Below are 12,619 nucleotides of genomic sequence, written 5' to 3' on the forward strand. Positions count from 1 at the left end.
TGTGGATTGCACCAGGTTACGGTGCTGTTGCTTCTTTAACCTTGCCCCTGCGGCCTTTATCCTTTCAACTTGGACCTGTTTTGGGCATTATGCTCAAGGCACCAAGGGAGTATCGGTGCGGTATTTTGATTGTCAATATTGCAAATCGTCAGCTGAGCAACGGAAGCCAGGCTGGGTGAATCCTCCCCTCCAATCTCAATTCCTCCGTTCTCCCTGGCTCTGCCTGCATTGCGGGACTGTATTTGGTCATCGTTAGGGCGGTAGCGTGGTTTTTAGAAGCGTTCGGTCAGTGGATTAGTTGTAGAAATTGTACGATTGCGTGCGGAGTAAACGGCCTTGCAGGCCAGAATCTCAAGTTACGTATGGATCAGATATCCCTTGACCAAGCAGCGCTGCGCCCAAGTATCAACCTGGTCTATTTCCCGTAAGCGTGACGAACCGATTACAGAGTGCTTAACGGACTTTTGACCCCCTGCGCGCCCTGATTCAGGACATGGGTGTAGATTTCAGTTGTTTTAACATCGGTGTGTCCCAACTGCTGCTGAACGGTACGGATATCTGCGCCGGACTGGAGTAAATGGGTGGCAAAGGAGTGGCGCAGGGTATGGCACGAGACGGTCTTGCGAATACGATCGCATTCAATGCCAGGGCCTGGGTGCCAGCAGCAACGTTTCTCTCAGTCGCGAGGAAGGTCAGAAAGCGCTTGATCCAGTACAGGTAAGAATCGATGGTTCGCCGACTGTAGCGGTGAACCCGCATGAAAGCCTCAACGGACTCGAAAAAGGAGACTTAGTCATCTTCGACACCTCGTCCATGAAATGTTCAGAAGAACCTATACTAATACCTTTTAGGCGGGCTGACGTCGAGGAAAAATACCTTTTTAACATCCCATTGAAGTTTTGAAGAGGTTATTTTATATGGATATCAATGTGTTACGTAAGCTTTCTGTTTCGTGATAATGATTAAAAGGTATACCTTCTAATAATTATTATGAGGCCGAAGGCCTCATTAACAAACTGTTAGCTTCTACTGGTTAATTATCGAGAAACTATGTCAAAATTTGAAATTGCAGTTTCGACCTTATTACTAGGCTTCATCCTTGGGCAAGCAGTAGACTTTATAAAATACAGGTGGGCTATCCATAGAAAAAAGAAAGGTGTTGTTGATGAAATATCTGATATTTGTGAAGAATTCGCTGAGAGATTTTCTCGGATAGAAACAATTCTTCATGAAATAAATAACGTAGAGGTAAGTGGTTCTTGGACGCCTTCGGTTATCTCATCTGTAATATACGAGAGATATTATGCGGATGTTGCCCCTTTCTTTAGTAGAAAGGAAAGAAAATCAATTGATGTAATTTATAGTTGTGTTTCCAACTTCAATGATGAAGTGGAAAATGGTAAACGAAACAGTCTTCAATCAACAAATAACTCTTTAATATCCCTCTATGCATCATCCAGAATGGGGCACGGATCAGCAGTGTTTTTTGAGGAGCATCGTGGTGAAAAACTGCTATCCGAGAGTAAGGATGAGCTGGCTGAAATTAATAAGTCAATCCAACAGTTAGCGGAAAAGTATTATGCTTAATGAAAAAGCAGCTAACAAGGCACTTAAAATCGTTCGCTCCGCTCACTGGGACCTTCGCAGCTTCGCTGCTTCGGCCCTTTAGTACGGCGTTATACGTACATAGGATAGATATACATGAATATCGAAATTCCCATTAAAATGGGTGCCCACGAAAGACCAAACGATGTTTTGCCTTTTCAAATTGAAGAGTTTGATTCAACTAAGTTTAGTGACGCGCAAGTTAAGCAAGTGCTTGGGGCTATAGATTGCATCAAAATTATACATAGTTGTTTGAAGCAATATTTTGATGGTCAAGTACACATGTACAAACCAATATCTGCGCAGCTACGTATTTTGTTTTGCGATACTAAAAAACGCAAAGATAACTCGTTGATGAATAGAATTCATCCGAATATAAGACTATTAGCCTTTAAAGAAATAAAGTTTGAAGATCTTGGTGGGCCAATAAGCGTTGCATCGGCGCCATATGTTATTACAGCCCGCGCAGATGGCGTCGTAGATGCAAAACTAGATATTGCGGTTCCATATAGTTACCTTCCGCTATCTGAATGGAGAAAGCAAATCGTCGAACTACATCCAGAGGTGACATTAAATGACATTATCAGATCTGTAGCAGATCAAGACGGAGGCGCGCACCTAGATGATAATGAATGTGAGAAGCTTACTATTTTAAGAGGGCATAACCCTACACAGATAGGTTCTAATATATTGTTTATCATTTCTCTTGCACACTGTGTTATCGATCTAGCGAACAATCTGGTTCCGCTCTGGATGAAGAATAATAAAGTCAGTGTATAACAAGGCCAAGCAGCATCGCGCACTTCGTGCGCTGGACCTCGCTACGCTCGGCCGCTGTTGGCAGCGTTATGCTAAAAAAGAAAATAAAATGCCACATTGTGTAATAGAACACTCGATAAACCTCGACAGTGATCTGTTGGTAGAACAAGTTTTTCAGGGCGCATTAAGTAGCGGACTTTTCGAACCTGATGGGAGTGATATAAAAGTCAGAGCGCAGGGATACTCAAGCTATATGACAGGTCCGAAAAAACAGACTTCATTCATGTGGCTTTGAAAATACTATCCGGTCGAACATCTGAGCAGAAGTTAAGTCTTTCCAATGCTGTCATCAAAGAGTTGGTAGCTTTAGCATACAATGATGTTTCAATAACTGTTGAAGTTGTAGACATGGATAGAGACAGCTATCGGAAGGTCATATAAGTGAAGCATAACAAAAGTGTGATGTTCGCCGCTGTCGCGGCTGGGACCTCCACTGGCGTTACATGATAAATTTGGAGAAAATAGATAATGGCTGATCCAAGAAAGCAGCTGGCAAAAAAATACACACTCGATAATAGATATGCCAATTTTGGGGAAACTATTAAAAAAATAACTGTAAATGGCTTTCGAGGTGTAAACGGCCTTGATGTCGAGATGAACTACCCGATTCTTGCAATCTCAGGATTAAATGGTGCAGGTAAGAGCACTATTGGCCAGATATGTCTTAGTGGCTATAGAAAGCCAGACAATGTAGAGAAAGGCTACAAAAGATACTATGTAAGAGATTTCTTTCCAGCCTCAGCTGCTGATCCCAATCCATTCAACCCCGATGCTAGTGTACTGTTTCACTACGAGACTGACGACAAGGATTCTCCTCAAGAGCTAACCGTTAAGCGAAACCAAAAGGAGTGGAGTGGTTATAAACGCCAACCGCATCGTAAGTGCTTTTATATTGGGTTTACGGTCTACATACCAAAAGTTGAACGAAAAGACTTGAGCATCTACAAAGGAAGCTCATTTGCACTTACCCAGCGACGTGATATTCCCGATGATATAAAAATCAAGGTTGGCCGAATACTCGGGCAGCAATATGATGAATTGCACTTTCAAGGAATTCGGCATGGAAAAAATAAAGCAGAGCTAGGCATAGCCTCTCGTTATGGTGCAAGTTACTCAGAAAACAACATGGGATTTGGTGAAGGTAGAACATTCTATATGGTAGATCTTCTGGAAAGATCACCTGACAGAAGTTTGTTCGTGATTGAAGAGCCAGAAACATCATTACACGAACATGCAGAATATGAGCTTGCAAAATATCTCATTGATGTCTGTAACCGCAAACATCATCAGATAATATTTACTACACACTCCGATAGGATGCTGAAAGCGATGCCATCGGAAGCTAGGTTAATGTTATATCGCGACATCAATGGGGTTAGTAGCTTCGAAGGGCTATCTTCAACTAGGGCAAGGGCTATGCTTTCGTTTGGATAACAAAAGGAGCTTATAATTTTCGTTGAAGATGACTTCGCAGCTCTATTACTAACAGAAATGATTAGGCGTATTGATCAACAGGTCTTAAACGCGATTAATATTGAGCCTGTTGGGGATACTAAAGCTGTTCGTAATGCGGTTAAGCTCATGGATCAAATTGGCAAAAAAAGCCTCGCTGTTCGAGATGCAGACACAGGCCCAAGCGTAAAGGAAAAGCTATACTCGTTTCCTGGAAAAATGCCACCTGAAAATGAGGTCTACCAAAATGATTCTGTTAGGCAGATGATACAAAATAGCTTTGGTGTAGATGTCGACAATACATTGGCGCTACGCGATGTTGTTGATCATCATTATTTTACTCGATGCCTAGCACATGAAGCATCAGCAAATAATGATTACTTCAGGGCTGTCGCAATAAACTGCTACCTTGATGATATAGGTGAGGCGGCATTTGGAGAACTTGTCGGTGTAATTAAGGACAGTGCCTAACACACATGTAACAAGCCAAAGCACGCGGACTTGGTAAAGCTGTCACCTTTTATACGTGCGCAAAAAAGCTGCCAACTTCACCAAGCCGGTGTTTGAGACGTTAAGGTTTTATAAGTTATGGCGCACTTTAGCAGCGAACGGGCTCGGGGTCAGATCTTGCCTTTTGCCCCTGTGGGGCACGACTTAAAGCTCACTGCCTTCGTATGAGTTCTATACTCGTTATTCAATATCCGGTAAAGAGCCAAGGACGGCCAGACCGTTACGATTGGCGAGTTCCGGGAAAAGTATGCCGATTTATGGGCTAATGGGTGACCCCATTGCCCACGCTACACGTACGGATATGGGAAATGGGAGGCCTGATCCTGTCTGTTTTTAATAGGAAAAGTTATGAATAAACGGTGCCTCTTTCCTCTGCTGATACTGGCTGGATATTTGCTGGCCGGGTGTTCTACGACGCTTCCCGAACAAAGCCGAAAGACGGTGTTTGCTTCCTTTGTCAATCAGCCGGAGCATTGGCTGTTTTATTGGCCGTCATCGCTGACCTGGGAAGATAATCGTTTTGGTTCGGCTGGTCTGGGGCAGGAATTCAGCGATAAGTTTGATTTTGAACCTCCGGTACTGCAGCTCATGAGGGATTTCAGCTTAACTGCAGGCTTGCCTGGTGTGAAGATCATGACGCCGAAGGAGGCAGCCAGCCTTTCCAGTGATCCTGACACCCCGGTACTTTACTTTACCTCCAGTTGGGCGCTGATCTACCGACGGATGCCGCCGAACCTTTTTATGAACAAGCTGCGTATGGGCGTGGTAGCGAAAGTCATCCCTCTGGGGCAGGTTGTTGCAGGTAAAGGCCCCATTGCCCTGCGTACGTCGGCCTGGGAGGGGCGTTGCACCGCCGAGGCGTTTGATGGAAATTTCTTCAGTCGTGATGAATGGGAAGCCGGTAATGGCGTGCGATTGAAGCAAGGTCTACAAGAGCTGCAAGCTGAATGCGGTGGCAAGCTTGCCGCGCAGTTCGCAGCTGCCATGATCAAAGCTGAGGGTACCTGACGCCGATGTGTTTTGTTGAGCATCCGCTGACAACTTCCACATTTGCTGGCCCTTACTCAGGGCGCTAAAACAGGGAGCTTTACACTCGGCTATCTTTTGCATCGAGCAGCCTTGTTTTTGAAGGCACACAGGCGATGTTTGTCATGCGAGGTAAGCTGTCGATATTTCATTGGGTGAATACACCAGGCCATTGGGATCATTCATCCAGTTTTGGGCGGGGGTGTAGTGAAACTGGGGGCGGAAGCGCTCCCGGTAGGTGGGTTCTTCGGCATGCGACGGTGTGGCGGCGGCCAGCGCCGCCATGCCGAGCATCAGCGCGATCGGCTTGCTGTATCTGCTCATGCTGTATCTATCCTGATTTGTTATTGTAATTTCCGGATGCAGTACCCCGCACGACACCGGCAGGCCCTCCCCGTCACTGATCGGGGGAGGGCCGGAAACACCGCGCCGCAGGGATAGCAGCACGAGATTGTTACTGCCTCATTTCCATAAAATTTCAATTGTTACAAGCCGTTGTAACAAAGCCTGAGAGGCCTGTGGCAGCGGCCAACGCGCGCGTAAAAAAGGTGCTTCGCAGGTTAGCGTGAAAGCGGGGGCCAAAAGCAGGGTGGGAGGAGCCGCATTGGCACCCTGTTTAACGCTTTGGGCGCGGTTGACGCGGCGCAACCTATCAATGCGTCGGCTGCAAGCAGAGTGCCGAACCGACACCCAAGATGGGGTGCACGACGCCTTGGCCGCATCAGTGACGGATACGCCGTGCCGAGGCGTCGCTCCACCCATCCTGCGAATGACGTTTTTCCCGCTGTTTTTCCCGCTATAGCGCGATGAGCCAAAAAAGAGGGGGCCTGGGGGGGCAGGTCTTGCCGTTTGCCCCTGGGCGCTGGGCCGATTAGCCCATGGGTGTGCACTATTGCCGCGTGGCTCTGCCAACCAACAAGCTGACTCAGCTCAATGTCTGGGATCCGGAGGCCAATCACATCCATATCGACTTCCCCGCAGATGAATTGCCCGCTGATGAATATAGGTAGCCAGAGAGTGTACCTCGCACGTCACATCATCAGCGTACTTCAGTCAGCACGGCTTATCAGCTTGGATCCCCCGGGGAAAGGCTGTTATTCGGGCGCTACGGCTTCGAAGCGAGCGAGCCTTTCAAGCGCCTTGCCTGGTGGTGGCCAGGGCAGGTCCTGAGCCTCCCGCCAATAGCGCCAACGGCCATAGAATGCTTCGCCCAAATTTTCGCGAGGCCAGTGTGTGGGCCAGTCCCAGCCGTCGGGCAGTGTGACCGAGCCATCGCCAAAGGCTGAGATGATCTGGTCAGGCACAAGGTTTAGCATGTCTATACAATTCACAGATCTAAGGGCCGCGCCGCTGAACGTTGCAGCCTTCACATCAGTGGATTCGAACTTTGCCCGGTTGATGTACGCGCCCGCCAGCTGTGCTGCGCGTAGATCCGCGCCCTCCAGTCCTGTCTCGAAGAGATCCGCCCCGTCCAGTTTTGCCGCCTGGAGATTCGCCCTCATCAGCGTTGCCCCGCGGAGGTCCGTCCCCTCCAGATTTGCCCAGCTGAGGGCCGCTCCCGTAAGCTGTGCCGAGCGAAGCTCGGCGCCCGCCAGTCGTGCCGCGCGGAGGTCTGCCCTGTTCAGTTTTGCGGCTCGGAGGTTCGCCCCCTCCAACGCTGCCTCGAAGAGATGCGCCCCCTCCAGATCTGCCTCCCGCAGGTTCGCGTCTTCCAGCTTCGCCCAAGTGAGTTTCGCCCCCGTCAGTTGCGCTGCGCGCAAATCCGCTCCCTCCAGCTGGGCCCCACTCAGGTCCGCCCCGGCCAGTCGCGCCCTGCGCAGATCCGCCCCGATGAGCGATGCAAGGACCAACCTGGCGTTTCTTAGGTCGGCTTCCCTGAGGTTTCTGGACTCGAGGGCGTTGATTGCAGCACGGCGCTCGATGCGCCACGCGCCGTCGAAATCGCTATTAAGTATGTTCAGGTAAGTTTTGCAATCGTCAGGCAACTCCCACTTAAGGCACCATTTCTTGCGTGCATCGACCACATGGAGTGGCGTTGCAGCGTCCCGCGCAACATAGGGCCCACAGATCTCCATTAACAAGCCTTGTCGACGGCACCACTCGACGCGGAAATTGCTGCGGTGGACGTCGTATTCAAGGAAGCCAGCGGAGCGGAGCACGATGTCCACTTCCGCCAGATCGGTGGGCCAAAGTGTAAAACTATCGCGGATAGCTGCCATCCATGAGGGCGCCACACGGTCGAACAGGCTGATCGGCCAAACCTCCCTGCTATCCTCGGTAGCGACCCAGGAGATCGTACCGATTGGAAGTGCCAGGGCGGTGATCAGTATGACCTCGACGAGATGCCACCTGCCGCCACCATAGGCCCGGTGCAGCCGCAAGTTCGAAAAGGCCGAGAGAATGCTCTGAAAGAGCGCCGTAAGCGCAATTACCAGGGCTGCGCCTATTACGAGTGACGTGCGCTCGTCGTGCGCAGGGAAAGAGCGAAACCAGAAGACGATCAGCGCCGCGGGCCATGCCACGAACACCAATGTGAAGACAATGATGTTTGAAAGCCAGCTGAGCGCACGGTCACCTGTGCTGCCATCGGATCGCAACCACAATCCGAAGTCATTGATGAGCCAGGGAGTTACGTGCTCCGTCAGCGGCTTGCCATCAATTCTGGCGTCAGGCACTGAGAGCGCTTCCCAAAGCTTTAAAAGCTGGAAGTGAAAATAGACAAAGAGGGCGGTACCCAGAGCAGGTGCGAACAGGAAGAAGCTGGACGTAGGAATGGAGACGTTGACGATTGGGAGCTGCGTTTGTCGGCTGTCGATAAAGAAGTCCGCGTCCTCGACCCCGAGAAGCGTGATAATGGCAAAGGCAAAGTAACCAAGCAGCATGAACCAAACCGGGCGCGCTGCGTGGGAGAGCTCATTGATACGGGCAGCAATAGCGGCCGCCTTTGTGTCGTCTCGTGGGGGCATCGAGTTCGCTCTACGGCGACGTGATGCAATGTGCTGTTCGTGACGGCGCCGAAATGGGCTGGTCATCTGAGCGTCATGCCTTTTTCATCGGACCGAAGATGATTAGATGTCCGAATCCAGTTTGCCGAAACAAAGTAACAGTACGCATCCTCGGGGTCGTCAAAGATTGTGTCGAGGTCTGAATGGATATTGAGCACAAAGGTCACGCGCTCACATTGTTCCTCACTGAGGACCTCGGGAAATGGACGGTCAGGATCCAGCTTCAGGATAGCGAGCGCCGGATTGGGCGTGCACTGCCGTTGTACCAGAATATGCAATGCATCGGATAGTCCGGTGCTCATATGTTTAATCCCCGATTACAGTCTTTAGGGTGTCCCGCCGGCACGTACCCGGCCAATCGAACAAAGGGGTAATAGGCAAATTACAGTATAGATGCCGCCTCCGCGGCGCGGGGTAAGGCCTTGTCTTTTGCTTTTCAGTACTGGGAATCGGCGTCGATACAGTCTCTGTATCGACCTTTCAGGCCTGATCGCCCAATAATGCCAGTGCTCTCTGGCGTCATAAGGGGAGCCGTCCCCACGTCAAACGTCAGGTGAGTGTCGACTACGAAAATAGAAGACTCACTGAGTCTGCCCAAGCCATGTCGGATGACAAGGAATTTGCTAGCGATGCTGTTATGGCATACCGGCAGTTTTACGTGGGAGAAAATGTAAACCTCCCTGTTTTAGTGCCAGCTATTATTAGAGTTCATCCGGTCGTTATAGCGAGCCAGGACCCGCCATAGAGATGGGGTTCGCTAAATGGACGAAACGAGGTGTTCCCGAGTGGGCACTTCGATGATATTCGATTTCAAACTCCACCGTGCAAGCGAAATTGCGTGGACAGTAAACATGTTCGCGCGATTCAGCCTACGATGCATGATCGCGTGGGCTTGTGGGCCGCTAAGCTTTCGTCTGATCGTGAAGAGGACACTCCGGCAAACAAGCTGCATGCGAGTATCGGCAGACCTTTGGGTAACACGGACTTCGTTGAGCATCTTGAGCGTGTGACGGCAAAGGCACTTGCCCCAAGACGCTCGCGAGCCATGGGAAAGGCGTAGCCGGAATGGGTATACTGTACCTAGGAGGCTGTCCGACAACACTCGACCTACTGCGAACCACCTGAGCTTGGCTGTTTTTTGTGCTGTTTATTACTCGTCGCAGGCTCCTCGGTCTGCGACCCCGCTAAAGCGGTTCTTTCCACTTCGTTCCAAGTGTTAAATAGAACCACTATTCGCCTTAAAACACGACAAAAAACCGCTCAAATCAGTCGGCTCTCGCTACGGCCAGCATTCTCGGACAGCCTCCTAGCGTCCCTGTTCAGTACGGTTGTGCATTACCCATGAGCCAGTCCAAAACATCCAACTACCTCAGTTGTTACAGTCCGCAGGTACAGCAGCAGGCCCAGGCGTTGCTGGATACCAACAAGGCCGGTGCCTGGCTGCTGAAGAAGTATCCGCAGGCGCATGAGCTGGGCTCGGAGAGGGCTTTGTATGCATATGCCCAGGAGATCAAGAGCCGGTTTATGCGCAGTTCCGCGCCGATCAGCAAGGTGATCTACGACGACAAGATTCACGTCATCAACAATGCGCTGGGCCTGCACACCTATGTGTCGAGGGTGCAGGGTAGCAAGCTGAAGTCGAAAAACGAGATTCGAGTCTCCTCCCTGTTCCGTAAGGTGCCGGAGGCATTTTTGCGAATGATCCTGGTTCATGAGCTGGCGCACCTGCGCGAGAAGGATCACGACAAAGCGTTTTACAAGCTCTGCTGTTACATGGAGCCGGATTACCACCAGCTGGAGTTCGATCTGCGCTTGTACCTGTGTCACCGCGATCGTTTCGGCGAATTGTGGTGATGTTCAACAGCCTCGCCTCCGCTGTTTTAACAGCCCGTTAAGCTTTAATGTCAGCTCAGCGCCGGCCAGTCCTCCCTTCTGATTATTAACCCGGTGTGAAAATAGCTTCCCTGCCTATTCGCACATCACGCCACATGCCCTTTCACTCAAAAGAGTGGGCGCAGGTGCGTGGACATGCTGGTTTGTGCGGCGTTCAGTATAGGCAGGTGCCTTGTATCCCGGTCCTGTTGTTCTCGCGACCCCGTTGACGCGAGGGAAACCCTGTGCGGCGATGAGTGCCTAATGTTGTGTCTTGCAACGGATCAGGCCGATTGGGTGGCAACGCCGTGTTCGGCCTGTGGGCAGTCAGACTCCGGAGGCCCCTGATGAAACAGAATCTTGCACAGAAACTTCTACAGGCACACCTGGTGGATGGACGGGCAGAGCCGGGTGAGGCGATCGGCCTGCGCTTTGACCAGACGCTGTGCCAGGATGCGACCGGCACGCTGGTGATGCTGACGCTGGAGGCGATGCAGCTGGACCGGGTGAAGACGTCGCTGTCGGTGCAGTATGTCGATCACAACCTGATTCAGGAAGACAACAAGAACCCCGACGACCACCGTTTTTTGCTCAGTGCCGCCCGGCGTTTCGGTCTGTGGTACAGCCGCCCTGGCAATGGTATCAGCCACCCGCTGCATATGCTGAACTTCGCCGTGCCGGGGGAGGCCCTTATCGGCTCGGACAGCCATACGCCGGCCTGTGGTGCCGTGGCCATGCTGGCGCTCGGTGCCGGTGGGGCTGATGTTGCCACGGCCATGGCCGGTGAGCCGGTCTATCTGGCGATGCCCGAGGTGTGGGGGATCGAACTGCGCGGTTCGCTGCCCGACTGGGTCAGCGCCAAGGATGTGATCCTGGAGCTGTTGCGCCGCCACGGTGTTGCCGGCGGCGTCAATCGCATCATCGAGTATCACGGTCCCGGGCTGGCCGGCCTGAGTGCGATGGACCGGCATGTGATTGCCAATATGGGGGCAGAGCTCGGTGCCACCAGTAGCGTCTTTCCCTCGGATGGCGAAGTGCGGCGCTTTCTCGACAGCGAAGGGCGGGGCCAGGTGTGGCGTGACCTGCAGGCAGACAAGGGATGTGACTACGATCACCATGAGCTGATCGAGCTCGGCGCGCTTGAGCCGCTGATTGCCAGACCCTCGAGCCCCGGCAACGTGGTACCGGTGGCCGAGGTCGCGGGAGAGCCGATTTATCAGGCCTACATCGGTTCGTCGGCCAACCCTGGGTTTCGCGACTTTGCCATCGCGGCGGCCATCGTGCGCGGCCGTACGGTGGCGGATGAGGTCTCCTTCGACATTAACCCGACGTCACGCCAGCTGCTGCAGCGCCTGATTCGAAGCGGCGATCTGGCGGACCTGATTGCCGCCGGCGCCAGGCTGCACCAGGCCGGGTGTAACGGCTGTATTGGCATGGGGCAGGCACCGGCAACCGGTCAGAACAGCTTGCGGACGACCCCGCGCAACTTTGCAGGCCGTTCCGGTACGGCCGACGACAAGGTCTGGTTATGCAGCCCTGAAACCGCCGCGGCCTCTGCGCTGCAGGGGTGCATTACCGATCCGCGCGATCTCAATATGGATTACCCGCACATTGATCCGCCCAGTGGTGCGGAGCTCGACAGTACCCTGTTTGTTCCCCCCAGCGAGGGCGGTCCGCCGGTAGAGCTGGTCAAGGGACCCAATATCGCCTCGCTGCCTGAACTCGCCCCGCTGCCGCAGCGCCTCGAACTGCCCGTGCTGCTGAAGCTTGGCGACGATGTTTCCACCGACGAGATCATGCCGGCCGGCGCCCGTGTGCTGCCGTTTAGAAGCAATATTCCGAAAATCGCCGAGTTCGTGTTCGAGCAGCTGGCGCCGGCCTATGTCGAGGAGGCAGGAATACTCAGGGAGCAGGGCGGGCATGCACTGCTGGTCGGGGAAAATTACGGACAGGGTTCAAGCCGCGAGCATGCCGCCATCGCGCCACGCTTCCTGGGATTGCGGCTGGTGATTGCAAAATCCTTCGCCCGCATTCACTGGCAGAACCTGGTCAATTACGGCGTCCTGCCGCTGACCTTGTGTGACCCGCACGACTATGACCAGCTGGCGCAGGGGGATGTGATGGTGCTGGAAGCCTTGCATGATCTGGCACCGGGCAGGCGCCTGCAGGCCTGTATCAAAGGCAGGGGGCAGGTGGTTGAGCTTGCGCATCAGCTGTCGCAGCGTCAGTGCGATCAGCTTAGGGCGGGTGGTCTGGTTAACTGGCTGAAAGCCAGAACCTGATTGCGATGGTTTTGCGGTGCGCGTCTATCAGGCGGCCATCAGGCGGTG

The 12,619-nt window shown here is 52.4% G+C and carries 11 protein-coding genes and 1 pseudogene; 7 read left to right on the forward strand and 5 right to left on the reverse strand.

Annotated features, from left to right (window positions below; all coding sequences use genetic code 11):
* Positions 1-442 precede the first annotated feature (442 nt).
* Together F451_RS27400 and F451_RS28880 are read right to left on the reverse strand one after the other, a co-directional pair.
* Positions 443-643 (reverse strand): tyrosine-type recombinase/integrase, encoded by a 201-nt coding sequence (locus tag F451_RS27400; protein WP_205624064.1) that lies wholly within the window; start codon positions 641-643, stop codon positions 443-445.
* A gap of 53 nt (positions 644-696) precedes the next feature.
* A pseudogene (locus tag F451_RS28880) lies at positions 697-771 on the reverse strand (hypothetical protein); the annotation flags it as partial.
* A gap of 279 nt (positions 772-1,050) precedes the next feature.
* On the opposite strand from F451_RS28880, the gene F451_RS27935 reads away from it, so the two are divergent.
* The 5 genes from F451_RS27935 to F451_RS0122985 all read left to right on the forward strand — a co-directional run bounded on the left by F451_RS27935 (position 1,051) and on the right by F451_RS0122985 (position 5,394).
* Positions 1,051-1,587 (forward strand): SNARE domain-containing protein, encoded by a 537-nt coding sequence (locus F451_RS27935; RefSeq protein ID WP_156826606.1) that lies wholly within the window; start codon positions 1,051-1,053, stop codon positions 1,585-1,587.
* Between the two features lie 114 nt (positions 1,588-1,701).
* Positions 1,702-2,385 carry a hypothetical protein gene (locus tag F451_RS0122975; RefSeq protein WP_020683772.1) on the forward strand — a complete coding sequence of 228 codons (684 nt, stop codon included), beginning with the start codon at positions 1,702-1,704 and terminating at the stop codon, positions 2,383-2,385.
* Positions 2,386-2,892: 507 nt separating this feature from the next.
* Positions 2,893-3,858, forward strand: coding sequence for an ATP-dependent nuclease (locus F451_RS26355; protein ID WP_156826607.1), 966 nt, complete (start codon positions 2,893-2,895; stop codon positions 3,856-3,858).
* A 147-nt stretch (positions 3,859-4,005) separates the two neighbouring features.
* A complete protein-coding gene (locus F451_RS27940) occupies positions 4,006-4,347 on the forward strand; it encodes a hypothetical protein (RefSeq protein WP_156826608.1) in 342 nt (113 codons plus the stop codon).
* 387 nt (positions 4,348-4,734) lie between these two features.
* Entirely contained in the window at positions 4,735-5,394 is a 660-nt protein-coding gene (locus F451_RS0122985) for a hypothetical protein (protein ID WP_026292006.1), read from the forward strand.
* A 141-nt stretch (positions 5,395-5,535) separates the two neighbouring features.
* Here the strand turns inward: F451_RS0122985 and F451_RS0122990 are convergent, their stop codons facing one another.
* The 3 genes from F451_RS0122990 to F451_RS27945 form a co-directional block, all read right to left on the reverse strand.
* The gene (locus tag F451_RS0122990) at positions 5,536-5,736 is read right to left on the reverse strand and encodes a hypothetical protein (protein ID WP_020683775.1); all 201 of its coding nucleotides are present in this window, start codon (positions 5,734-5,736) and stop codon (positions 5,536-5,538) included.
* A gap of 770 nt (positions 5,737-6,506) precedes the next feature.
* On the reverse strand, positions 6,507-8,378 hold the full coding sequence (locus F451_RS26960) for a pentapeptide repeat-containing protein (RefSeq protein WP_020683776.1): 1,872 nt from the start codon (positions 8,376-8,378) through the stop codon (positions 6,507-6,509).
* A gap of 62 nt (positions 8,379-8,440) precedes the next feature.
* The gene (locus F451_RS27945; protein WP_156826609.1) at positions 8,441-8,719 is read right to left on the reverse strand and encodes a hypothetical protein; all 279 of its coding nucleotides are present in this window, start codon (positions 8,717-8,719) and stop codon (positions 8,441-8,443) included.
* A 1,039-nt stretch (positions 8,720-9,758) separates the two neighbouring features.
* Here F451_RS27945 and F451_RS0123005 point away from each other — a divergent pair.
* Together F451_RS0123005 and F451_RS0123010 are read left to right on the forward strand one after the other, a co-directional pair.
* A complete protein-coding gene (locus F451_RS0123005; RefSeq protein ID WP_020683778.1) occupies positions 9,759-10,271 on the forward strand; it encodes a M48 metallopeptidase family protein in 513 nt (170 codons plus the stop codon).
* Positions 10,272-10,636: 365 nt separating this feature from the next.
* Positions 10,637-12,571, forward strand: a complete 1,935-nt coding sequence (locus F451_RS0123010; RefSeq protein ID WP_020683779.1) for an aconitate hydratase — start codon at positions 10,637-10,639, stop codon at positions 12,569-12,571.
* Positions 12,572-12,619: the final 48 nt, after the last annotated feature.

This window comes from Marinobacterium rhizophilum DSM 18822, assembly GCF_000378045.1.
In the GTDB taxonomy this organism is placed as follows: domain Bacteria; phylum Pseudomonadota; class Gammaproteobacteria; order Pseudomonadales; family Balneatricaceae; genus Marinobacterium_A; species Marinobacterium_A rhizophilum.